Annotated in this window: 33 protein-coding genes; 2 read left to right on the top strand and 31 right to left on the bottom strand. The window is 38.1% G+C overall.

Going from position 1 to position 23620, the window contains the following annotated elements; translation table 11 throughout:
* Positions 1-42: 42 nt before the first annotated feature.
* The 26 genes from AS034_RS05195 to AS034_RS05330 all read right to left on the bottom strand — a co-directional run bounded on the left by AS034_RS05195 (position 43) and on the right by AS034_RS05330 (position 17219).
* Positions 43-585 carry a phage major tail protein, TP901-1 family gene (locus tag AS034_RS05195; RefSeq protein ID WP_058297749.1) on the bottom strand — a complete coding sequence of 181 codons (543 nt, stop codon included), beginning with the start codon at positions 583-585 and terminating at the stop codon, positions 43-45.
* A 15-nt stretch (positions 586-600) separates the two neighbouring features.
* Positions 601-990: a hypothetical protein gene (locus AS034_RS05200; RefSeq protein ID WP_058297750.1), complete on the bottom strand. Its 390-nt coding sequence runs from the start codon at positions 988-990 to the stop codon at positions 601-603.
* An 8-nt stretch (positions 991-998) separates the two neighbouring features.
* Complete coding sequence (locus tag AS034_RS05205) at positions 999-1340, bottom strand: HK97-gp10 family putative phage morphogenesis protein (protein ID WP_032087707.1); 342 nt, start codon at positions 1338-1340, stop codon at positions 999-1001.
* Between the two features lie 301 nt (positions 1341-1641).
* Positions 1642-1974, bottom strand: a complete 333-nt coding sequence (locus AS034_RS05215) for a phage head-tail connector protein (protein ID WP_058297751.1) — start codon at positions 1972-1974, stop codon at positions 1642-1644.
* Between the two features lie 4 nt (positions 1975-1978).
* Positions 1979-2305: a hypothetical protein gene (locus AS034_RS05220; RefSeq protein ID WP_058297752.1), complete on the bottom strand. Its 327-nt coding sequence runs from the start codon at positions 2303-2305 to the stop codon at positions 1979-1981.
* A gap of 31 nt (positions 2306-2336) precedes the next feature.
* Positions 2337-3272: a phage major capsid protein gene (locus AS034_RS05225; protein WP_058297753.1), complete on the bottom strand. Its 936-nt coding sequence runs from the start codon at positions 3270-3272 to the stop codon at positions 2337-2339.
* Positions 3273-3288: 16 nt separating this feature from the next.
* Positions 3289-3936 (bottom strand): DUF4355 domain-containing protein, encoded by a 648-nt coding sequence (locus AS034_RS05230; protein WP_058297754.1) that lies wholly within the window; start codon positions 3934-3936, stop codon positions 3289-3291.
* A 133-nt stretch (positions 3937-4069) separates the two neighbouring features.
* On the bottom strand, positions 4070-5020 hold the full coding sequence (locus AS034_RS05235) for a minor capsid protein (RefSeq protein ID WP_058297755.1): 951 nt from the start codon (positions 5018-5020) through the stop codon (positions 4070-4072).
* Between the two features lie 10 nt (positions 5021-5030).
* Complete coding sequence (locus tag AS034_RS05240) at positions 5031-6476, bottom strand: phage portal protein (RefSeq protein WP_058297756.1); 1446 nt, start codon at positions 6474-6476, stop codon at positions 5031-5033.
* Between the two features lie 10 nt (positions 6477-6486).
* Positions 6487-7773, bottom strand: coding sequence for a PBSX family phage terminase large subunit (locus tag AS034_RS05245; RefSeq protein ID WP_058297757.1), 1287 nt, complete (start codon positions 7771-7773; stop codon positions 6487-6489).
* Positions 7763-8197 (bottom strand): terminase small subunit, encoded by a 435-nt coding sequence (locus tag AS034_RS05250; protein ID WP_058297758.1) that lies wholly within the window; start codon positions 8195-8197, stop codon positions 7763-7765. The genes AS034_RS05245 and AS034_RS05250 overlap by 11 nt, the downstream gene beginning before the upstream one ends.
* Before the next feature lie 68 nt (positions 8198-8265).
* Entirely contained in the window at positions 8266-8502 is a 237-nt protein-coding gene (locus AS034_RS05255; protein ID WP_058297759.1) for a hypothetical protein, read from the bottom strand.
* 88 nt (positions 8503-8590) lie between these two features.
* Positions 8591-9334, bottom strand: a complete 744-nt coding sequence (locus tag AS034_RS05260; RefSeq protein WP_058297760.1) for a DNA-methyltransferase — start codon at positions 9332-9334, stop codon at positions 8591-8593.
* Between the two features lie 73 nt (positions 9335-9407).
* A complete protein-coding gene (locus AS034_RS05265) occupies positions 9408-9908 on the bottom strand; it encodes a sigma factor-like helix-turn-helix DNA-binding protein (RefSeq protein ID WP_058297761.1) in 501 nt (166 codons plus the stop codon).
* Between the two features lie 76 nt (positions 9909-9984).
* Entirely contained in the window at positions 9985-10692 is a 708-nt protein-coding gene (locus AS034_RS05270) for a hypothetical protein (RefSeq protein WP_058297762.1), read from the bottom strand.
* Positions 10689-10889, bottom strand: coding sequence for an XtrA/YqaO family protein (locus tag AS034_RS05275; RefSeq protein WP_058297763.1), 201 nt, complete (start codon positions 10887-10889; stop codon positions 10689-10691). Before AS034_RS05275 ends, AS034_RS05270 begins: the two co-directional genes overlap by 4 nt.
* An 850-nt stretch (positions 10890-11739) precedes the next feature.
* Positions 11740-12171 carry a RusA family crossover junction endodeoxyribonuclease gene (locus tag AS034_RS05280; RefSeq protein WP_058298094.1) on the bottom strand — a complete coding sequence of 144 codons (432 nt, stop codon included), beginning with the start codon at positions 12169-12171 and terminating at the stop codon, positions 11740-11742.
* Between the two features lie 6 nt (positions 12172-12177).
* Positions 12178-12384, bottom strand: coding sequence for a hypothetical protein (locus AS034_RS05285; RefSeq protein WP_058297764.1), 207 nt, complete (start codon positions 12382-12384; stop codon positions 12178-12180).
* Positions 12385-12388: 4 nt separating this feature from the next.
* Positions 12389-13246 (bottom strand): DnaD domain-containing protein, encoded by an 858-nt coding sequence (locus tag AS034_RS05290; protein ID WP_058297765.1) that lies wholly within the window; start codon positions 13244-13246, stop codon positions 12389-12391.
* Positions 13247-13258: 12 nt separating this feature from the next.
* Complete coding sequence (locus tag AS034_RS05295; protein WP_058297766.1) at positions 13259-13522, bottom strand: AbrB/MazE/SpoVT family DNA-binding domain-containing protein; 264 nt, start codon at positions 13520-13522, stop codon at positions 13259-13261.
* Between the two features lie 168 nt (positions 13523-13690).
* Positions 13691-14548, bottom strand: coding sequence for a recombinase RecT (locus tag AS034_RS05305; protein WP_058297768.1), 858 nt, complete (start codon positions 14546-14548; stop codon positions 13691-13693).
* On the bottom strand, positions 14548-15489 hold the full coding sequence (locus AS034_RS05310; protein WP_058297769.1) for a YqaJ viral recombinase family nuclease: 942 nt from the start codon (positions 15487-15489) through the stop codon (positions 14548-14550). The genes AS034_RS05305 and AS034_RS05310 overlap by 1 nt, the downstream gene beginning before the upstream one ends.
* 111 nt (positions 15490-15600) lie before the next feature.
* On the bottom strand, positions 15601-15816 hold the full coding sequence (locus tag AS034_RS05315) for a YqaI family protein (RefSeq protein WP_058297770.1): 216 nt from the start codon (positions 15814-15816) through the stop codon (positions 15601-15603).
* Positions 15817-16035: 219 nt separating this feature from the next.
* Complete coding sequence (locus AS034_RS05320) at positions 16036-16284, bottom strand: hypothetical protein (RefSeq protein ID WP_058297771.1); 249 nt, start codon at positions 16282-16284, stop codon at positions 16036-16038.
* Positions 16281-16799: a helix-turn-helix transcriptional regulator gene (locus tag AS034_RS05325; protein ID WP_032087688.1), complete on the bottom strand. Its 519-nt coding sequence runs from the start codon at positions 16797-16799 to the stop codon at positions 16281-16283. The genes AS034_RS05320 and AS034_RS05325 overlap by 4 nt, the downstream gene beginning before the upstream one ends.
* A 189-nt stretch (positions 16800-16988) precedes the next feature.
* Positions 16989-17219: a helix-turn-helix transcriptional regulator gene (locus AS034_RS05330; RefSeq protein WP_058297772.1), complete on the bottom strand. Its 231-nt coding sequence runs from the start codon at positions 17217-17219 to the stop codon at positions 16989-16991.
* Between the two features lie 181 nt (positions 17220-17400).
* On the opposite strand from AS034_RS05330, the gene AS034_RS05335 reads away from it, so the two are divergent.
* Both AS034_RS05335 and AS034_RS05340 read left to right on the top strand, forming a co-directional pair.
* Positions 17401-17796: a helix-turn-helix domain-containing protein gene (locus tag AS034_RS05335; protein ID WP_058297773.1), complete on the top strand. Its 396-nt coding sequence runs from the start codon at positions 17401-17403 to the stop codon at positions 17794-17796.
* Between the two features lie 123 nt (positions 17797-17919).
* Positions 17920-18342 carry a DUF3888 domain-containing protein gene (locus AS034_RS05340; RefSeq protein ID WP_058297774.1) on the top strand — a complete coding sequence of 141 codons (423 nt, stop codon included), beginning with the start codon at positions 17920-17922 and terminating at the stop codon, positions 18340-18342.
* Between the two features lie 381 nt (positions 18343-18723).
* On the opposite strand, the gene AS034_RS05350 is transcribed toward AS034_RS05340, so the two are convergent.
* The 5 genes from AS034_RS05350 to AS034_RS05370 all read right to left on the bottom strand — a co-directional run bounded on the left by AS034_RS05350 (position 18724) and on the right by AS034_RS05370 (position 23602).
* Positions 18724-19296, bottom strand: coding sequence for a YcxB family protein (locus AS034_RS05350; RefSeq protein WP_058297776.1), 573 nt, complete (start codon positions 19294-19296; stop codon positions 18724-18726).
* 148 nt (positions 19297-19444) lie between these two features.
* Positions 19445-19891 (bottom strand): chemotaxis protein CheX, encoded by a 447-nt coding sequence (locus AS034_RS05355; RefSeq protein WP_058297777.1) that lies wholly within the window; start codon positions 19889-19891, stop codon positions 19445-19447.
* A gap of 280 nt (positions 19892-20171) precedes the next feature.
* Positions 20172-21239 carry a hypothetical protein gene (locus AS034_RS05360; protein ID WP_058297778.1) on the bottom strand — a complete coding sequence of 356 codons (1068 nt, stop codon included), beginning with the start codon at positions 21237-21239 and terminating at the stop codon, positions 20172-20174.
* A 96-nt stretch (positions 21240-21335) separates the two neighbouring features.
* Positions 21336-22043 carry an HNH endonuclease gene (locus AS034_RS05365; RefSeq protein ID WP_058297779.1) on the bottom strand — a complete coding sequence of 236 codons (708 nt, stop codon included), beginning with the start codon at positions 22041-22043 and terminating at the stop codon, positions 21336-21338.
* Positions 22040-23602: an AAA family ATPase gene (locus AS034_RS05370; RefSeq protein ID WP_058297780.1), complete on the bottom strand. Its 1563-nt coding sequence runs from the start codon at positions 23600-23602 to the stop codon at positions 22040-22042. Before AS034_RS05370 ends, AS034_RS05365 begins: the two co-directional genes overlap by 4 nt.
* Between the last annotated feature and the right edge of the window lie 18 nt (positions 23603-23620).

Raw genomic sequence — 23620 nt, forward strand, 5'->3', positions numbered from 1 at the left:
TTCAAAATAAAAAAGAGGGGGTTCTTCCCCTCTTCGTCCGTCTTATGCTTCTGGTGGTATACCCAGTCCATCATCAGCAACATCGTCCGCCAGCACGTCATGAAAGACGTATCCTAATGTTTCAATGTCTGCCTCCGGAAGGGTGACACGCCCTTTCTGTCTTTTGAACTGAGTGACAAACGTTCCACTTACCTCAGGGTCATCTTCTGCAGGATTCGTTGTTTCCCATTCAGTGATAAAGCCTTGTCGATATTCTGCACCAAATGTGAAAGTACCTGGATTAACCTCATCCTCTACTTTGTCTGCCAAGTCCACTTCCCACATTTCTACTGGATAGTCATCCACAATGGAATCACTTAGCATTGTAAATGTAGGATCCGTTTCAGCTTGAAGTGCCGAGATGCTTACCTCATCTTCAAGTGCACCAGAACCTGAAACGCTACCATCCTTCGTGACGGTTGATTCACGATCGCGGGAATAAGATTTTGAGTGTTCGGTTTGAAACACAAGCTTTGCACCCTCTGCAGCCTCACCGAGTTTCCGAAAATAGAGCACTTTGTGTACTCCTTTTGCTATGTTGGCCATGCTACTACCTCCTTATTAGGTAATTCTGTATTCTGCCTGGATCACTCCATGCAACAGATTGTCAGTCGTTGTATTATCAAAGATTTCATTTGAATCAAGAGAGACCAGCCTCACGTAGTAATTATCGAGTTGTGCCAGCCTTCGCAAGGCCATTTCGAGATTATAAATCATTTCGGCAAAGTGGACTCGATTATTGGCCATCTCCCAAACATGAATGGTTTGCGATAGATTACCGGTGATCACTTGTTTGTTATTTATGACATCAGAACCTACCTGTCCAGCTACATGCACAAATGGATAAGGAACTTCCTCGTCTTTCCCTGGAAGATAATCGTATGTGTCATATCCCAGATTAAGAGAGTTATTGAATACTGCATTGAACAGTTGAATTTTTGGTGACTTCATCTACTCACCTACTTTACAAGTCTATTTAAATCATCAAGGAACTGCTTTTTCTGATTGTAGAATCCAGGAAAGATGAATGGTTGTGCATCCATGAACCTTGTTCCGAATTCCAGGTAGCCGGAGTGTTCGGATTTACTGATTGTTTTACCGACAAGATTACTAACTATCTTCGTTTCAATGTTTCTCTTGGTGTAGCCAGTTTGATAACCTTGAGTAAATTCAGCGTTCTTAACTACCTTCTGAGTCATTTCAATGGTGTTGTTCTTCACGATTGTCCCGACATCACCTTCAATCTCCCTATCCATCCGGTCAAGCTTTGCAAGCAAGGCGTCCAATCCATCTAAGTCCACTCGCTCACCCCTTCCAAAAACAAAACGCTCTCAGACCTGTATGGCACATGCCGGAGAACGTTGTATTTATTACCGTTAATGACAGCTTTATCAACTTCATGTTTATATGGTCTCTGTAGCCTCACAGTGGTGATTTGCTTGTCTAAGGAACCGAATATAACTTTCACTCTTTCCAAGCTGATTGGAGAAGTGTTGCAGGATAATGTAACACCCTCATCCACCTCAACAACTGTCTTTCCGACAGAAGGATCATAAGCCCTGCCTAAAACTTTATGAAGTGTTACCCGATCGGAGTATCTCATCAGAAGAACATTACCTTTCCTGCAGTCTCGATTTTAGGAATATACGTTTCTAAGATAGACTGATAGGGTTTAAAGTCGTCTTCAGTAAATGAAACGGACCTTCCCTCGATGGATTCTGACTTCATTCCTTCACTACCAATCTTGTTATACCGGTTCACGACCAGCTCCTCAACAATGAACATTAACTCCTCTGGTATCGCTGTCATCCCAGCATTTTGTTTTAACCAGACCAATAATCTAGCTTCTACATTTGCAATCAATCTATCAATCTGGCTGTCTTGAAGGTCATCTTGAACGCCTACTATAATCTTGACGTTTTCTTTAATCGTCATTCAATCACTTCAATTCTGCTTCTGCAGCAATTGCTTCTTCTTTACCCTGAATTTTTTCTCCGTTAGACAGCACATACCAAGGGCCGCCTGTATGCTTCGGAAATTCACTTTCTTCAGGAGATTGATTTGATCCTTCAGGCTCTTGGTCGGCTTCTTCTGACCCCACTCCCAATTGCTCAATCAACGGCTTCCCTACTTTATTTTCTGTGCTTGATAATTCCGAGATCCGTTCCTTGCTTACTTTACCCTTAGAAGGGAAGGTATCTCCCTTTCGATAAACGCGATGATCATCTTCTATATCTCTGAAAGCTCGTATCACTTTGTAAGGCATTCCTAATCATCCTCTCTTTGATAAATGGTTATTACGCTGCTGGGGCAGGACCTGGGACTAATTTAGCAAAGGCTTCATCTTTTATGATCATCAAACCAACATCCATAGTGGCACGCAGGGCAACCATCTCTTGCTCAAACAAGTTGATAGGTGAACCATCCGCGTTGGTAATGGTCGACAGTTGAGCTTCCTCTGAAATTGCATAATCAATGTTAAAAGGAATACCATAACGCAATTGATCAAAATCCCCAGCGTAAAGAGTACCTTTTGAAAGATTAGCAGATTTCAAATCCACTGCCGGCAGCCCATCAATCGTATTGTTTGAACGGTCATACAATGATTGCAATGTTCCATTTTCAGCTTTTTGTGCATTCCTTAAAGCAGTATGGTTTTGCACTTTAGAGATCCATGCATTTGGTTCTACATCATTCTCGAAAAGTTCATCTTCTACTGCCAGGATATTATCGTAAGTGATTCCGTCATAAACGATGTTGTCAGTAGCTGTTACAGATTGTTCAATCGATTGAGTGAATGGGTTTGCTACATTCAGGATCCCTGCTTCATCAAACTTCTTATAGAATGCCTCTGCAATCTTTGGACGCATGATTTCAAAGAAATTCGAAACCCTGTACTGCAGATACTCACGGGAGACTGGTAGAATGACACCCAGCTTCTTTGCCGTCATCTTGACTTGCAGCAAGGTTGGTTTAGAAGTTTGAATCTTCTCAGTCTCACCTACCCAGTAAGCCCCTGGTCCTTCAGCAAAGTATTCGAAAGTCTTTTCCTTATCCGTCATTTCCTCATAAACGCCAAGCTGCATGATCTTGGAGTTTTCCATTACATCATTCAAAATCATGGTGTTGTACTTATCCGGAATCGTCCCATCTTTCGCTTCGTGAACCATCACGTTATCCGGGCTAAATGTTTGTGCAAAAAATTGTATATCCAGTTTTAATAGTTTTGGCATAAGTGTTTCTCTCCTCTTATTTAATGATTCTGTTCTTTCTTGCCATTTCGGCTTTTGAAGTATGGCTGCTGTTGGTTATTTTTGAACCGCCTGTTTCAGGTGGATCCTGACGAAGCTTTTCCTTCACTGCATTATTTACTGCAGCATCGAATTCCTTTTTGATACTCGACACTGCTTCTTTGATTTTCTCGTTGTCCTCAAGCTTGATAAGAGATTCAGCAAACGCAGCCGGCAGTCCCTCATCTTTTAAATCTGTTTCTACTTCAGAACGAAGCTGCTTTGTGTTTAATTCACGCTCTCGCTTATCAAGGGCTTCGAGTCGCTTCTTAAATTCAGCATCTTCTCTTTCTTTCTGAGTCATCTTGGCATATTGTTCTGCATCCTTTTTGGCATCGGCAATTCTTTGATCGAGCTGGTCTTCCCACTCTTTCTGTTTCTTCTCCAGTGCCTTTGCAAGCTTACGGTCTGACTCAGCTTCAATCTTCTTCTGTAGTTCTTCGGCAGAAAGCTCAATCTTTTCCGGTGGATCGCTTGGTGGATTATCGGGATTCTGTGGATCCGCAGGCGGGTCATTCGGCTCGGAAAAATACTGCAGATTTAGTTTTAGAGGTTCAAACTGTTTCTTAAAGGCTGCTGAATTAAACACATTAATTGGTCCTGTCACTCTCATTTCCTCCTAACCCATGAACACGCAACAACACACAGGTGCCCATCGTTAACGTCCTCACACGTTTTTAGTCAAAACGAATAAGCCTGTTTATAACGTCTGGTGCTTAAAGACGCGCTCACTAAATTTCTTATAAGGTGTATTTATCTTTCACGCTTGCGAAAAATTCCTCTCTCCAGTCTCCCAAGTCAAGAGCCGTTGAACTCCTACAAAACGGATGCATGGGTGGTGCATTGATGCCTGGCTTCATTTCCTTCACCTTGAATTTTTTCTTATTCAAGAGTTTACATTTCTTTGTGGTCTTCCCATCCATTACAGCAACATATTCATATTCAGCTTCCTCATCATCAGAAACAGCCTGATAGGATAACTTTTGGGCTTCCACCTGGACTCTGGCAGTTTCAGTTATCAGTAACCTTTTAGCTTCAAATGAACTTATATCAAATCGTTCTCGAATTTTTCTGATATACCTATTTGGATGGACACCACGGACGATTGCACTGTTGATAATAACGTCCAATTCTTCTCTTAGAGCTTCCATGTCTCCCCATATCCTTGAAGACCAATTGGCCCCATAAAAAGAAGCTCCAACAATCGATTTAAGAGTTGGAGTGGTGATTGCCATGTTGACTCCTAAGATTCCGGCTTGCCTCAATACTTCAGATATTCCAGCTTGCTCCAGATAACCTTGGAAAGTCTTTTCTTGCTCATTCGTCATTGATACCAGGTGAGCATTTAAATACATCATGAGAAGCTCCTGACGGTTAATCCGCATCTTTGTATTGTAGGTGAAGAGTTCCTTATTCGCTTTCGGGGAGAAGTCCTTCTCCCTCACATATCGTGCAGCTGTTCTTTCAAATGATTGGACATCAAATTCGGACACCCTCTTCTTAGCTTCGGCTAAAGAGATCGTATTCTTTTCTGCGTACCGGGAATAAAAGGCATTGATTTCTTTTTCTACCTCGCTAAGAGCATGATCGATGATCCCTTTTAATTTTCTTGATACCTCTTCATCTTTCATTTGTTCACGCTTGATGTTGTCTCTTTCTCTTTTCACCCAGTAGCTTTCTTCCTCAGGCATCTACCACACCTCAATTCCTCATATACTCGGAGGACATCGATTGTCTTTGTTTGGCCCTTTCACTTGTAATTCTCTTTTCTTCCTCTTCTGGATTTTCTACAATCATTGGAATGATCTTCAGTTTCGTTTCCTGAGAGAGCTCTCCTCCAAGTGCATTGAACATGTCTACTGCTTCTTTGGTGCTCTTAGGAAGGTTCGGAGTGAACTTATAGGTTAACCCCTCAAACTCTCCTTCCCCGGCTTCACTCGCCAAGTGCATGACATTGTTTATCAGCTTATAGCGACGATTAAGAGACCTTTTGAATAACCGTTCCTTGTTGATCCGAATTTGTTCCAGGCCAAATAACTTGTACTTCATCGCTTCACCGGTTTGTTGGCCAGCAAAGTTCTCGTCATTCAAGTCCGGTGTATTAGTGAATTTATGAATGTCTGTTTGCAGTCTGCCTTTATAAGCCTCACTGCCTGACACATCATACTGCTTGTAAATATAATCAGCTTCAACTCGACCTTCTGCACCGTCTGCGTTTTGAGTTGGCTTCAAGAAGATAATATTGGCTTCTTTCATCTTCTTTGCTTCCCCAGCATCCAGTTCCACATTACCGAGAATCTTCAGCATTGCATCATTCAAATCAGTCATATAGTTTGCCGTATCAGATTGAGCTGCATCATATAAATCAATCAAGTCGAGGACGTTCTCGAAGTCCCCCTGGCGGAAACGATTATTACTGTGTTCATTAATCGGCACTTCACCGAACGGATGGTCAGCCTCACTTTCAATTGTCAGATTATAATCACCCATGTTTGAAGAGAAATACGTGTAGATTTTCTTGTCTGTATAAAGGATGACTTTAATCCTTCGTTCGCCACCATAACCAACTGAGAAGTATCGGATCCCCGCTATCACGTTCTTCTCAATCGTAGTGTCATAGATTAAGAAAGTTTCTAAGGGTGAAGACAGATACACTTTGGTCTGATCCTGCTGGTTCCGATGAATTAGTTCATATGCCCGTCCATAAATAGAAAGATCAAGAACGATATCTGCATTAAGCGCTGCATCTTCTATTGTCCCGTTGATTTCATTTATTTTTTCCTGAGTGGACTTATCCTTATGGCGGACTGAAACAGGAACACCCACGAAGAAGCCCTGCATGAAGTTAGATACATACTTTGCATAATTGTGCTTAGCCCGGTGATCGGCCTTGTCATCTTCTTTCCGCCTATTGGCTGCAGATATCGTTGTGTTATCCCCGAGATAATAATCGTCCAAGACAGTGAGCCTCGGACGTTGGTGTTCAATATGATGTTTTAATATCGCAGACAGTTCCTTTGTATTTTGCACCAGCTCTTCTGCAGACTCGAACGTGTACTGTATGTTTGCTTCTTTACTGAACCGCCTCTTCTTCCCGGCATTTCCACTCGTACCTTCTCCAAGCTCAAAATTATTAACGTGATTCATGTTCCACCTCCTATAAACCCAGTCCTTTTAAAGCATTGTACGTTTCGTCTTTCTTGGCCACTCCCAAATGATATTGTTCCAGGCTGTATCGAAGTGCATCGATAATATGGTTATTTGCATCAACTGGAGTATTCAGCCACTTACCGTCTTTATCCTGATCAAACGTATACGTATTGAATTCTTCTATCGTGTGTTCACAAGTTGGATGAATGTACACCTTGAAACCTTGAATGAATAATATCCCCTGATTTACGCTGCCTTTCCCTTTGACTGAAGCTCTCATTCTTCGAACACCTTTATTGATTAATTCTTGGATCAATCGTCGTTCTGCAGAGTCAGCAGTGATGACTGATTTAAGAAGACCTTTACTCACAATCATTTTGTATATGTCCTCAGTTAACATTGCTTTCTCATAATGTTCATCGTAGATCCATAGCTCTTTCTTCTTAAGATCAACTACAGAGCTCGGTAAAGTTGTTGGATCGTTCGTGAATCCAAAGTCCATACCATGAGCCGTTTCTTGTATCTCTTTGATTTTTTGTTGAATATCGAAGTCAACCACATGAAAGTTATCGAAGACAAGCCCTTCTGCTACTCCCCAATCACCATCACAGACTATCCTGGCACGTCGAGGATTTGTTCTATATAAATCTTCATATCTTGCCCGGTCAACATCATCCAGCCATTCATTCACCCTGAAGGTTGTTGTAATAGCAAACGTATCTTTTTCCCGGGTATCTTCATCGAAAAAGACCTTCTTAAGCCAATGCCTCTCAGACCACGGGTTAAACGTAACTGTGACCTGTTTAAAGAACTCAGGATCATCGTAACTACCACGGATGGATTCAACTACTGTCCGGAACTTAGCTTCCGTTTCAATCTGGTATGCTTCTTCAAACCACGCCCAAGATAAGATGCCAACATCAACGGTGATCGATGTGATTTTCAGTTCATCATCAAGACCCCTGAACAAGATCTTCTGGCCAGTAGGCATATACGTGATCTCTGGCATCGATTCATTGAACTTAAATAAATGGGCAACCCCTAATTGCGTGGCTGCCCATTTTAAATCAGTATAGGTGGATTGTTTGTTGGTGTTGGAATAACGCCGGACAACCAGTAGGTTTGCCCAGGAATACTTCATGATTCGGTGGATGAAATTCAATGCGGTCGTTTTCGATTTCTTACTTCCCCGGGATCCTTTAACTACCCGGTAAAATTGCTTGTTGTTCCAGAACCGGTTGTACCCTCCACCAATCTTCTGCTTGATGGAGATTCGTTGCTGCTTAGTCTTCATCGGGTACATCCTCTACAAAGACAGGTGTAATGTTCTCTACTTGCTGCTTATCGGTCCACATGACATATCGCTTGCCTAAGAGCTCTGCTGCTTTTACACGATCTTTCAAGTAGGTGTCCTTGTCCTCTAACTGCTGGGCACCTTCTCCAATCCCTACGGGTATCTGTTCGGTATATTCTCCGCGCATCACGGAAGTGAGGAATTGTAGGATTTCATCCTGTTCTGCGATTGATTCTTTCTTCAATTCCTCTAAGCGATCGTCAATATATGCTCTCACGTTAGCTTTTGTTAGCAGCCTACTTCCTGATGCTCTTGCTGCTGCATCTTTTTTTACGCTCGGATAGGCAACTTTATAAGAAGCTGAGATATTCCCTGTTTTAACATACTCATCAGCAAAACGTTTCTGTTTTTCTGTCAATTTCATTACATCTCACCTGCCACCTCCAAAACTTTTATAATAAGAAAGAGCACCCCTAAGGATGCTCTTTAAAATTAAAGCCAATCTTCATCTACATTGTTATTATAATCATTTGAAGTATAATTCCCTTGTGCGTCTAATTCGTAAATTCGACAAGATATGGCCTTATCCAAATTGACTAGCTCCTCCTCGGTCTCAATCCAACCACCATCTTGAATTTCTTGCTTTAGAAAATCTAAACTAACCCTTTTAACCGTGTAATTCAATAAAGTATTGTTTTCGAAATTTAGACTTATAGTAAAATCTTTCATGCCTCCAACTCCTTTCGAAAATAAGATTCGACAAAAGGAGATATTTTCCTGCAAACTCCAAATACTTTTTCAAATAATAGTGGCTTTCCTACGACAAATTCACCGATTTTATTCTCTTTAGAGCTTCAATATACCAAAACTCATCTTTCTCAATCCCAATAAAATTTCTACCAGTATTTAAACAAGCAACTGCAGTTGTCCCACTGCCCATACAATTATCCAAAATCACTTCCCCTTTGTGAGTATATGTCTTTATCAAATATTCAAATAGAGCAACCGGCTTCTGTGTCGGATGTTTGGTTTTTGAATCTCTAGAATAATCAAGAATGCTTCTTGGGTAATTCTTATGCGTGGTAACATACTCATTCTTTAATGAATCTGTATTTGCCATTATGTCTGATAATTTTTGTCGTTTCTTTCTTTTGGTTTGTACCAGGGGAACTATCCCTTGAGGATTATATGTAGGTAACCTTTTATAAAACACACAAATATTTTCATGATTCTTCATGGGCATTCTCTTAGCGTTCGGAAACCCAGTAACATGTTTTCCTTTCTTCCAAATCCATTCATATCTAAATAATTTCATGTTGCTGCTGATCAGTTTAGTCGTAAATGGTTGGGAAGCAGTTAAGACAATCGCTCCGTTATCTTTTATCACTCGTTCATATTGCTCCCAAAGTTTATCAAAAGGGATAATTTCGTCCCATGAGCACCTGGTGGTTCCATACGGTAAATCACATAAAATCATATCGATGCTCTTGTCTTCAATTAAATTCATCTGCTCCAAGCAATCCCCTAAGATAATTGTGTTATGTAAGTCCTTAGCCCTCATAAACTTCAACTCCATTCTCACTTTAATAAATATAACAGAACGTATGTTCGTTTAACAATGTAAAAAAATAGGCTCAACTGCTTAAGCAGAAGAGACTATCATATCTTCTTTTGGCAATTTTCTTTTCTGCACGCTCAATCATCGTCTGAACACTACTTGAGCTGATGCACAAGTAATTCGCAATTTTATTGTATGATAAGCAGTGACCACGAGACATAAGATATACTTCTTTTTCTTTAGCCGTAAGGACAGACAAGGCATCATCTATCATTTCTTGTTCTGCAGAAGAAATTACACTCTCATTTTCTGATTCATCCCATACATAGGTCTCATCTTGACTCCTAAAAAATCTCTGCATCAATAACGGATCAAAGGGTCTTTCTCTTTGATATGCTGCTAATCTTTCAACCCCCCTTTTGTTTCCTGGCTGCCTTCCTGTTTCCATCCATTCAATAGCATACTGCATGTCTCTTATCATTCCATTAAGCAGTGATTTATCCCGATTAGAAGCTTCTTTAATCATCCTTTTGGCTTTTGATAAATTGTCTTTATAGCTTGAAAGAAGATTTTCCAAATAATCACCCCTAAACAAAATAAAAAGGACACCAATCAAAACACCGGTAATTCGGTGAGCGATTAGTGTCCTCCAGTTAGCTGGTCGGACTATATTTATCTTTAATTCTAAATTGTAAATCAGATTTATATTTAACCTCACCCTCTACTTCTTTTCTATAGATATCTCTTAATAAAGGGATAATGGTTACTTTGTCTACTAATTCATTCCAATGAGAATCAAAGTATTTTAGGTTTAACTCTAAGTTAGGCAGGTTCCTAATTTCCTGGCTCATATAAAATTCATTAATCATAATCGATAATATTTGAACATATGAAGAAGGTAGTCTAATTTCTATTTCTTTTTTCTCTCCTAAAATTGAAATAGAATAACTATCAAGATCCTCAACAGTAAAATAGCCATGTTTTTTTGTTTCGAATTGTTTTTCATTATGGTTCTTTAAGTACCTATAATATTCTCCTTTGCAATAAAGTAACTCTACACAGTTTTGAAAATTAAAATCCCACTTCATGTCTATCTTCTTAGCAGGTCCTACACCAATATTTTTCATCATAATATATATAGGAATGTCCAACCCCTTTCTTTCCGAAATGAAAATAGGCAAGTCATCAGATTCTGAATACTCAATGCTATATTTTTCTTCAGATAAAACTATTTCTGGCCTGATAGAATCTTCCCTCTGTTTCTTCATTTCACGTACAGTTGCAAGAGCTGCAATAGAAGCAAACAAAGCTCCGATACCAGAAATAACACTCCCTATATCAGCTAAAATACTGAAGGTCAAAACTCTTCCCCCTCATTCCATTTGATTCGTTTCACTTTCCCTTGATGTGTGACAATATTCGTTTCTCCAAAAGCCGGCAGCTCCGAAATTTTAGCCTTCCCATCACACACCACCACCGCAAAACTTCCTTCTTTATCCATTATATCAATTTCTAGTTTTAATGTACTAGGGTTAATTTCCAAGTCTGATAGTCTCACCAAGACCCCTCCTGTGTTATAATTAAGTTGGCTGGCCGGGAGAGATCCTGGCTTTTTCTTATTTTATGAAAAATGAATATTTCATCCTAGATATTTACATTTTTCTGTACTATGATTATAGTTGTAATAGGTGATGGAATGAAAGAACTAGAAACGTTAGATCGTATAAGGAAATTAGGATTACTTCTCAAAGAATTCTACAGGTGTAAATGCCCTGACCAGAAGCAATTAATTGCTGAAGAAATAAAAAAGACCTCAGAAACAATCCGACCTAAAACCTAACCCAACATATTATTCACACTTTATGCCTAAAAGAATTAATCTACTTACTTTATAAAGAATAATGAAGCACCCGTACCTAAAACCTCTTTAAATAAAAAAATATAAAAATCCCTCTTAATCTTATTTTTGGTAGTATATACCTATAAATAATTTTTTGAGAGGTATTAATATGATGTTCTTTATTGGCGATAACGTAATTTACAACCATGAAGAGTATTTTGTGCATTTCATTTATGATTCTGAGTACTTAGAAATATCTAAGGAAAAAAATAAAATGAGCAATTGCATACTCGTTCATAAATCTGAAATTGAATTGAAGAAGTAATCATCTACTTCTCCAATATAAACTCCTTGGATGGTGAACTCCTTTGAATGGACTAACAAACCTAACAGAGAAAAGACTTAAGGAATTGCTAGTTGATTCCAAAAGAGTTGGGACCTCGAAAGATTTCATTAGTTTGATTGAAGCAGCCATTCACCAGAAGAAATTACTTAAGGAAAAAGAAAGGCACCAAATACTAAATTGAAATCTTAGAAGTCCAAACTAATCTTGCAAGAGAGACGATCCTTACCCCGTCTCTCCTTTTTCTTTTATTCGCACTACCATAATCTCAATCCGCGGTGTCTCGCTGTACCACTTGCTGGCCAACAATTCTACAATCTGGCTATCATCCCTCCAGAGAACCCCACTACAAGCGTCCTTGATCCCTTTCACATAATTGTCTACATCCGGCTTTGTGGTTGGCCTCAATTCTCCACTCTCTGCAGCTGCATGTTTCTTTTTACTGAAGCTCTTTAGCGATGGCTTGAACACCCTGATAAACAACTGAAGTGGTCCTTCCAGGGGCTTCTCAGGTCGATGTTCTGCCGCAACAAGCTTCACGTACTTTTTAAAGTCCTTTGACTTCTTAGGATCGTATGCTTTAACCATTCCGCCCTTAGAGCTGAACCGTGGCCGGCCCTGGGCAACCGGAGTCCCGTATACGGTAAAATTGATTATCTCCACTTATTCATTTCCCCCTTCGCTTTCCCGGTAATGATTCGACTGGGTAACAGCTGCGATGGCAAGCTCGTGTCTCAAATCATAATAACTTAAGTCGTAAATGCTCTCCCCTGTTCGTGCCCTGGTAATACCCAAGGCTAACAGATCATTAATCATGAGCTGCGCCTCGGCATCTTGTTTACGCCTAACCGTGTTATACAAAACACCCAATCGATCATCCCCTCCTGTAGGCCAATAATTCAGCCTGTAGCTTTTCTTTTTCTTTCTCGAAGTCATAGTCATCCGACCCACCGGCAGGGGCATCTTGGCTTGATTGCGACTCCTCAAACCAATCGGGCAGCATTTCCTTTCGGATCGGCCGTACTTTCCCGCCGGCCGTGTTAGGCGGTCGCTTAGACTTATGCTCTTTGTATTGCTTCTGCTCAGCCTTACACTGCTCCACCGTCCTAATCCCTTTCTGGGACCAGTTTCTAAGGATGACCTCAACGTACCCCCATTTTTTTGTCCCCTGCTCTACCGCAATTTTCATGGCTTCCAAGACCATCTCCTCCGAAAGATCATCACACCAGCCGACAATCTTTTGAGGAATATAGCCACCCAACACACCAAACCCTTCTTGTTCGTAAAACTGAAATGGATTCGGAGACACACGCGCATCATCTCCTACATCATCTTTTAGTTTCGTTTTGTTTTGTTTATGTTTAGGTATGGTCAACTGTTGGTCATCGGATTGGTATCCAGATTGGTATATGGATTGGGTATCGGATTGGTATAGCGATTGGTCAACTGAGTTGACCAATGATTTTACCTTATAGATTGGAGCCTTACCTTTCTTGCCCTTTTCATATTCGATTAGTTCGTTCTCAATAAGCTTTATTCGAGCATTGACCAGCCCTTGCTTTGAAAGGCCAGTCAATTTCTCTACTGTGGAGTTGGGCGCATTGAATCGTTCTTTCCAGCCAGCCATATTGTTTATAGCCATCAGTGTGTGCCATAACGCAATTGCGCTGGTATTAAGATCGTTCAGCAGCAGCCAATCCTTAAAAGCTTTGAGTTCCTTTAGGTAATTCAAACTATCACCCTCTTAAGCTTGTTTAACATATGAAATGGCTGCTTCAATGGATTCCCTGTCTTCGACATTGGTGGCATCCTGTAAGGCCGTCTCGAGCCAGGTAAGTGTATTCTGTTTGGTCACATCCGTTTGATACGGTCTGAAGATGATCCCTCCGTGGCCAATGAACATTTCTAATGGTGTCCCGGTGTGTAACCCTTGGGTTCTCCTGACTTCCTTTGGAATAACGACTCTCCCTAATTCATCGATCTTTCTAACGATTCCAGTTGCTTTCATACTTCCTCTTCCTTTCTATCGCATATTGCTTTTCCGTTTTGTATTCCTCGCACATGATAGTGCGGATATCTCTTCATATACTGCAGAACCAACGCCTTGAGTTCTTCCTTACTTTGAGCCTTCTCCCAGATCCATGCCGGGAGAAGGACTTTGTAAGGGACCTCCTGGTTAATCAAAACTCATGTCCATTGCTTCTTGAGCTGAATCTTTCTTGCCTTTCTTTGAGGACGATTTTTCTTTCTTATCCTCAGCCGGCTGTTCTTCCGGAAGATCATAGTCAATGGTGTTGTCATCATCTTCAGGTGTAATGTCTTTCATTTCACGCTCATCGCTCGGATCATTCTCTTCGATGACGGCCTTCTGCATTTCGACCGAAAGAATGCCCCATTTAGATAATAGATTCTTAAGTACCGTCTTCATGGCCATAGCGTCCCAATCATTTTTCCATCCGAAATCTGATTTACTAAATTTCTTCCGGTGCTTCTCGACTGCCTCCTTGGTCCAGTACACCGTCTTCCTAAATCCATTCAATAGTTCGAAGTAGGCAGCGTAACCAATGACCACTTCCGACTTCCTTTGCTCAAAATCGATATCAATGTCTTCAGTAAGAGGGTTCCATTTGATCAGCTCCCCCTCATGGATGGGAGTGACGTTTATATACCGGTACTGGCCGGTTCTAAGGGCTAACTGAATGTATCCTTTATATCCGAGCTGGAACTGTGCTTTGCCCCCATACGGGACGATCCATGCATATCCTAAGTTCTTATCTACCGGAAGGTCCAGAGTGGCCGCGATCATCGCTGAAGAGATAACCGACATAGGCTCTGATTTCTGCAGCATCTTTTCGCTGTTATAAAGGCTAAGGATCGAGGCGGTAAATTGTGTTGCTCGCTTCCCTAAAACCTCTTCAAATCGTTTGATTACCGAAGGACTCGCCAGCAGCCCTTTCATGGTGGCCCCCTGTGTTGAAGGGGCCTGTCCATTCTTATTTGCTAAATGATTTTTGAGAGATTGATTGGTGGCCATTATTTAGCCTCCTTGATATCAAACCGTCTGTAGGAGCTCTTTTTGATGACTTCCTGATAGATATTAGGAAACTTCTCTTTTAACAGTTTTGTATCCACTCGATTGGATTCAATTGGCTTCCAGGCTACTTCGTAATTGGAGCAGAATCCTAGCTCGGCTTCTTTTAGTTCGTGCTGCAGGTCATGTTGAATATGTTTCTTTTGCTTTTCCAGTTCACTGATTGTTTTCTTTAGATCGAAGTATTGAAGGATTCGATCTTTGTGATTGCTCTTCAGTTCAACTGTCTTACCTTTTTCTGCAGCTGAGTATTTTTCTTTCAGATACTTTTCAGCTGCACTGGATCCGTCTAATGCCGGCGGGTTCCCTTCGATCACATGGTACTGCCAGAAATGTTTTTCTGCTTCAAAGATGATATTGATCAGTTCCTCGTCTCGTTCGACTTCCTTACAGATAAATCTGTTACCGCCTATAAGTACCGCAATATATGCTTTCGGGTAGCCAAGGACCCCTAAATAGTGCTGCACCTGTACCAGGTAGGACTCCGGTATTTCTTCACTCTCCCATTCCTTCAATAGAAACTGGTTGGCTGTTTTACATTCCAGGAGAGCATCTTCCCCAACCACCTTACGGTCGATGTTCGCGATAATAAATTCATGATCAGGGTGCTGCAGGATGGCATTTCGTTTTCGTACTTTCTTTCCCATCCGTACTTCAAATTCTTTTGCGACCATATCCTCAAATAGATTCCCAAAATAGGCTGCCTCACTTGAGGAATCCTCAACAATGACCTGGCCGGTCTTCTCAAGCCATAATTCAAAAGGTGTTTTATATTTATTAAGTCCAAGGATAATGGAGGCGTCTGATCCTCCAATTCCTTTTCTTCTCATTTCCAGCCATTCATTACGTTCCATATCTGTTGTAGTAGCTAATACAGAAACCATAATTTCCCCTCCGATTGATTTTATTTTCAAAGTGCTTTAGAATGGTATCAACTTTTTCTTTTTGAGGTTGACCCCTCTTTCTTAAAAGACCCGTGTGCCAGCATGGGTCTTTTATTCTGCCGTCGTGAAATGAAACTTGCATTTCTCGATTAAGTAATCCTCTAAATTGTCTTCTAAAATGACCTCTCCGTTGTCTGGATCAATCACGATTGAATCTCCCGTAAGGATCTCTTCTCCAAAGAAATCAATTCCGTTATGTTCGGGCTGAGAAACCATATTGGGATAACCCTGTTTTTCGATTTGGCTGATAACCGGATGTTGAAGCATTTGTTTCACCTCCTTAAAATGGTTAATGCATGAAACTTGCATTCTAGATCATGCAAGTTATATAATTCTAATTGCGCATAAAATAGTGAGATGCAGTAAGCTCTGGTGACAGCCTTAGCTTGCTGCTTTTTTACTTTTGCTTCTAAGTAAGAGCGACTTTTCAAATGAAGTAAGTCTCAACCATTCCCCTGCTTTAATCTTCATTTTCCTCACTCCTTCCTATCTTCGTTTCAACATTACATTCACAAAGGTTTGAGTAATGTACTCGAGTTCATCCTGCTTTACTTTCTTTTCTGCTAATCTATCAAGCTCTCTAATTGAGTTGAGCAAATCAACTGTCGAAAGCATGGCTTCTTTATATTTTTCTCCTTGAATGTTTTCCTCTACTGCTTGTAGAGCGTTCCAGGTCCCACGGTGATGTTGTGCTGCCTTTCTAAGATCTTCCTTTAGAAATGTTTGCTTGCTCACTTCTGTAGCCTCCTTGCTTTTAAGGTCAGTCTCCATTGCTTGAATATCTGGACCATGGAGAACCGATATTCTTTCGTAATCAGAGCGACAAGGTTGATCATGCTTGCTGCAGCATCCAATACTTCGAATACCACTCGTTTCATTTCCTCTCGCTCTGATTCTGTTTGAGCTTGTACTGGTTTGAACCAACATGCTCTTTCCAAGTGATCTAATGCCTCAGTTGATTCTCGTTTGACCAGGAGCATCATGGATGTTGGATGATGTTCAATAAATTCTCCGTTCAAATACGGAATTGATACATCGCCGGCTGATTCGTTCCATCTAACGAAGTAATACTCTTCATCATCAATGGCCTCAGCTGTAATCGATCGCAGATCTTTCGGAAACCCTTGCCTGCCTGTTTCATACTTGGCTATGCTTTCTCTTGAAATTGGAAGCTTAAACGATAGTTGTTGCTGCGTTAATCCTTGGCGCTTTCTCGCACTAGCAAGCTCCTCCCCTTCCTTGACTTTCATAAGGGTTGCTCCTCTCTTTACCTATATATGGATTTCAATGTTCAGGCTTATTTCATAAAATGAAGTTAACTTGCTTTTTCAGATTTCTTTTTACGCTCTTCGAGGATTCTTGGGACAGAAGTTTTTAAGAAGTAGCGTAGGATTTTTTTAATTGTTTCGTCTGATGGTTGGTTCATTCAGATCACCTCCTTATTGGTTGATACATTCCGTATCAAAATTAATCAAAAAAATATCTGGAAACAATTCGGTTAACTCATATTGATAAAACTGCTGAAATTTCACCATTGTTTCTCTACCAGGATTGGAATCTCCTTTTTCAATTTTTCTTACGTATACTTCAGAAATCCCTAATGACTCAGCCACTTGTCTTTGAGTTAGATTCCTTTGTTTTCGTAACTCAATTAGTTTTCTTCTTTTCATCTCTTCACCTCCTATATTGATACGTTTTGTATCAATAACTATATATTAATCGATATTTTTTGTATCGTCAACTATTTTTGATACATTTTTTATCATTTATTTATTCCGATAAAATTTGTATCTATAATAAAGTTAATACGTGAATTCACGTACATAGATCCGTACTAAGGAAGGGTTGCTTATGCTAACAAAAAGGCTGAAAAATTTAAGAGGTAAAACAACCCAGGAAGAAGTCGCAGGACGAATTGGTATCTCGAGAGCGCGCTACTCCCATTACGAAAATGGACGAAGTGAACCTGATACTGAAACCCTAAATAAATTAGCTGATTATTACGATGTGAGTGTTGACTACTTACTTGGAAGAACTGATGATCCAAATGAAACCCTTAATAATAAAGGTAGTAACTCCAGTTCTCTCGATGAAATAAACAACCTCGTTAAAGAATACGGCATAGAACAATTTGGTTTCTTTGATATTGAGAAGTGGAAAGATCTTTCCCAGGAGGATATTGAAGAAATTAAGAAGCATTTTGAATATGTGGTGTTCCAGGCGAAACAGAGGAATAAAGATAATTAAACACCAAAAAAGCTCAGAGAAGATTCTCCGAGCTTTTTTGATTCCATTATTGCCTTGTAAGAAGAATGAATAATGCATAAAGTAGGATATTCTACACAATCTAACCAAAAGGAGTGAACATAATTGAAAAGAATATTGGCTTTAGTTACAATCACCGTACTATTAACCAGTTTAGTTTACACATCCGTTAGTGCTGAAAAACTTAGCCAACACGATTCGGAGCAGGTTACTGACTATTTTATACTTTCAGCGTTTCAAAACCAGATTGGCAAAGCAGTGAGCGACTATTATAAAAATGATTCAGTTACAGTGACTTATTTGCATCCTTCTCAGAAAGATCTCGTTCAAGTGTTCCAAAGCGAAAAAGGAACCGACTTAGGATACCCCTATGTTGTAAAAGTCACTGTTAATTCATCTGATGGAACCAAGAGGCTGGGGACGGATACAATCACATTCGGTACATCTACACCACTTGAGAATAAGGATGTAAATGTAGCAGCTATTACGACTAAGGTGATTGATTTTAAACACAACGCACCAAAATGAAAAAGTAAATGGTTGACGGGTTCTCCTCACGAAGATTAATTTGTAACTTCTAACGAAATTGACAAAAAGCTCAGAGATGATTTCTCGGAGCTTTTTGAATTCCATTAAAACCACCTTAGCAGGAGATGGTACTAGAAGTTAACTAGAATAAACAAAAGAATAAAAAGGGATAGTCCCAAACAAACAATAGCTACTATTTTTGACTGTACAGCAACACGCTTATCACCTTCATGTAAGCTTTCAATAAAATTAAGAGTAAAGGAAAAACATAAAATGAATAGCGAAATTGAAATAAAACTTAACCCGCCTAAACTCATATACCTCATCCTCCATCTACTCCGTTAACCTGCCCGTTCGTATAAGTCCTATAATTAATTTACTTCAGCTATTCCCCGTTATTTTATTCTTTTCAGCAGTAACATTCTCGTTTATCATTTTTTTAAATAGCTTTATCTTTTCATCGGATTCGAAAAATCTTTTGGGGATTACCATGGCTTTATTTCTTGATACATATATAAGAAACATCGGAGCGAATTCTTTAATAGAAACAATTTCATTCCAATCAATTGCGCTTATCGATCTCCCTCTTTTTTGAATTATTCCAGTATCACTAAATGTATAGATTAGTTCATTCTTTATCAATTGGTCACTCTTATATTCTCGAGTTGCTTTCACTCGAATAATTACTTTTGCATAAAGAAAAATTAAAGCTGTTATACAAACTGAAACTGTTGAACTAATCAAAAGAATTGCTGCCATGTCTCCAAAATTAAAGATATCCCCTGGATTATATTGAATGTATATTAACCCTAGAAAGAGTACTATATAAGTAGATATCGTTATCCACAGTATCCATCTACTAGTATGAAAGGATGAAAACTTTTTATATTCTTTTGCTGTTAAAGTACCGCGAACAGACAGTTCTCTGCTGGTATCTATATCTTTGTTGCTCATTGACACTCCCCCTTTTATTCAAATTTAATATGTCTTCCCTAATCTAATACCAATTATTTCAATAAATTCTTAATTACTCAAGGGTAAATTCACTATTATGAGATACTTAATGTAAACAAAAACCCCCAAATCAAGGGGGGTTTTCTAATTAGTGGATAGTTAAAATGACATCCATCTCTCCAATATCCAAAATACTCGCAGATAATTTAAGAGCAACCTTATGACCGTTGGTTGTGACTTTCCCCTCCACTACAGTAGGCGGGGTAATATCAATTTCAACGTCTTCACTATAAATAATTCTACTGATGTTCCCTGAGATCATGTTTCCAAATTCTCCTTGGAAGGACGTGAGCATATCCCCTTCCACACTGACTCCATACATTTTTTCAGCTATGCTGCTGCTTGTATGCTTCTTCGTCATCAGGTACATGGTTCCCTTTATATCTCCTGTAATTCCAATTACAACACCTAATTCGGTCTTGATATCCTTATCTCTGAAGAGAGTTGGTTTTTCCATTTGTACCTCAAATGGAACTACTGACTTAATTGCTGTTGTTGTTGAATTTAGTAGATGCGTTACTAGTTGACTGGACATACCAACACTCCTTAGTTTTACTCACTTTTATATCGGTTGGCTTGTCCAAGGATTTTACTATTCTAATTTAATATTTTATTATGTTCTAGAGGCTTACTCCCCTACCATTCCGTCTCCAAATTTTTACTGTTACCTAGGATAATATCGGTATATGGCCAGAAGTATTTTACTATCAATCTTATCTTTCACTAAGTAAATTTCTATTTCATCAACCAGAACTAATAAATCTTAGTTTTATATTAACAAGTATTTCTTCCACTTACCTCTTTATATATTTCATTTAATTTGTTGGTTTTAATACTAATTGGGAAAGTTCAGGATACTTTTTCTTTATTTTTTCAGAATGAAATAAATCAGTAAGGTAATTGTTTAAAGTATTCACAGCATCAAGACATTTTTCAGTTTTTTCGAAGTCAGGTAAATACCCCTCGTGTACAACATTATTTCTTAATAAATATGTATTTTCCCACCAATTTCCTACTGGTGAATCAATATCATCTACATTGAAGTCCCCACCAAGCCTTTTGTGAAAATGATCTATAACCATGCTTTTGAATCTCATCTCATTACTTTTCTTATCAATTTCGCTTTTTGAGAACCCTTCTTTTTTTAGTAAATATTTATACAAGGCAGTTAAGAAAATTTCCACAGAAGTTTGAGAATCAATTACAGCTCTAGTGTAATCACCATTGCTAAGGCTTCTTTTTGATCCATAGAATAATTCAGCTGCACGAAAAAATGGATTATTAGGCAATAAATCAATACCTTCCATCACTCTTTTAGTATTTATATCAGTGAGATATCCTCCGCCCTGCTCAAGCTTATTGAAGTTTAATTGGAATAAACCTTCTGATTTTAAAGTATAATTCTTAGGGTCTATTATTGAATATAAAATTGTAGGATCTAATACTTCTCTAGTAATTTTAGAAACATAAGGGTCTTTAGTCAGTACGATAATGGAAGAAACCAATTGATTTAACCCACCCACCAACAAATCAAATTTTTCTGATAGAAATTCTTCTAACTTATCTAATGAAGGCTTATCCTTAGAAATATAGACCATTTCAACTCTTGTGCACTTTTTAGGAAGATTAAGAGGTTCTTCATTATAGGCACCAGTATAAACATTTACTTTGTTTTCTATAGTATGAAAACGATAATGGCATAACTCATTTTTGTTAACATGGTATGTTAAATGATTTTGATTCTTTAATGGGATAAAAAACGGGACAATAATACCAAATATCAACAACTGTTTAGCCTTAAAATATTTTTCGATTTCTGGTTTTAACTTCAGTATGTAATTTTCTTTATTGTAGTAAAAATTTCTACCATTCATATCAGTCAACTAACAACCTTTCTTAGATAGAATATTCAAAAACGGAAACTTTTTTCACTTTTTTCAAAGAATCAGGACCCTTATCTATGATAGGGTCCTTAATTTTCATATTGTTTTCGTATCACTTTCTTGTTCTAGGAACAAGGAGCCAAATTCTATGGTTAAAGATTCGTTTGCTTTTATTATCCATCTCTTAAAACCTGTATATGCAGAACTATTTCTTAAATGTCTGGAAATTTGCTTCTTTATATTATTAATTTCTTCTAAGTCATCTTCATGGTCATGTTCTAGCTCATCATACTCAAACAGGAGAGACTGGAAAGCCAAAATTTCTTTTAATAAATTTTTTTTGATAGTTTCTGCTTCTTCAGTTTTTAATATAGTAGTACCGTTATAAACTTTATTTAATAACTCGACAGTTTTTTCAACTCTTTCATCATTCTTTAATGCAGTCACTTCTACACTAGATTTTGGATAAGGATCTACTTTTAATTTGATACTATTTTCTATATCATCCTCTACCATAGTACAATTTAAAATATTATCATAATGATGTAATTTAATATTATTGCAGTGGGAACAAGACAAAAACAAGTTCTCCCAACTGAACTTTTTATCTATATCTTCTCTATGAGAAACTAGATGTTCAACATTAATAGAGATTAAAGCTTTATTTTCACAAATATAGCATTTATTCTTAAAATCTTGTTTTAACTGGCTAATTACATCTGCTTTTAGGTAAGTACCATTATTTTTGTGTTTTTCAATTTCCAAACTTGGAGGAGCCGGCAAAGATTTTTCAAAATAGATCAAGATCTCATCTTCTCCTTTCTTAGTTGTTCAAGCCTATAAAACTCTAATTTCACTTCTTGAGCGAACTTATCCGGGACACTCTTTAAATATTGTTTTAGTTGAAAAAGTTCATCAATATCTTCTTCAGTAATGTTTTCGATACCTACTATTAATTCTCTATATCTTTCTAACTTTTTCTTTACTGCTACTGAATACTTATCAATGCCAAAGTACGCTTCAACAATGCCTTCATAAGAATAGGGAGATAAGTCTTCGATACGTAATTTGTGTTCCAAGTCATAAACAACGGAATTCTCAGCAGAGCTAAGTACAAAAGGAGAATGAGTCGTCACTATAAACTGTATTCTCGGAAAAAGGGCACACAAAAAAGGAAAAATTTTCTTTTGTAGACTTACATGTAAATGAGTTTCTATTTCATCTATTAATACAATTCCTTCAAGATTATAAATACCACTTTCATTATTCTTATTTTCCATTCTCATTAAGATATCAGATACAATATTAATTACAGATGCGTAACCATCAGAGAGGTGCTGAAAAGAATACTTTGTTTTGTTTTTTTCTTTAATAAAAAAATTTAATTCTTTGAAATCAAACTCAAGTTTAAAATCTTCACTCTCGAATAACTCTCTAAATGCTATTTCTAAATTATTAAACCATTTATCAATTTTTTTCACTAAAGCCTTATCATTAGATTGATTTGCAAAAGCTTGTTCCGCTTTCATATTAACTAAATATTGTATGAAAATATTACTTGGACGATCATCTGCACGATATTTTAAGTGTAATTTAATTTTGCTTATAGAATCAGGCACTATCATATTTGTTGTTCTTTTAGAATCAAAGTATGCAATGATGAAGTTTCCATTATCATAAGAAGACTGTAATTCGTACACTTCTGAAAACGTTGGATTTATTTCTCCATATCTTCTCATGGATTCTTTAATGCTTTTAATATTACTTGTAATTCTCTCTCGTTCTGAATTCTCTACATTAGAGTTATTTATCCTTTCTTTTAAATTTACTATGGTTTCCTTCCATTCTTTAAGATGACGGAAGTTGCCATCCTCAAAAGACAATAAATAATTCTTCAACTCTAATAGAAAAGATGTTTTCCCACTTCCATTTTTCCCAGTTAATATTAAATGCTTTTTCTTTTTACTACCTAAATCTATTTGTAAATTTTTGAAATTTCGGAAGTTATTTATTTCTAACTTCTGGATGAAATATTTTGAGGAAGAAAGATCATTTTTTATTCTTTCCAAAAAATCTTTAAATAGGTGATTATGTACTTCTAGAAACACACCGTCATTAAATTTATAAACACTATTTATTTTCCCGGGTGAATATATATACCATTTCCAATAATCAGGAGGACCTATTTTATCAATATTCATATAGTTCAAAATTCTTTGTTGATTTTCATTTAAGTCAATGCCATTAATTAAGGAAGTCGTATTGGGATCCCATAAATCTAAAACATGAATTATTCTATTTATATAGTCTATTTCAACTTCCACCCTGAATGGATTATCATATCCCTCTAATTTTAATATCATGTATTAACCTCCAGTAAA

It is taken from the genome of [Bacillus] enclensis (assembly GCF_001456935.1).
Lineage (GTDB): Bacteria > Bacillota > Bacilli > Bacillales > Bacillaceae_B > Rossellomorea > Rossellomorea enclensis.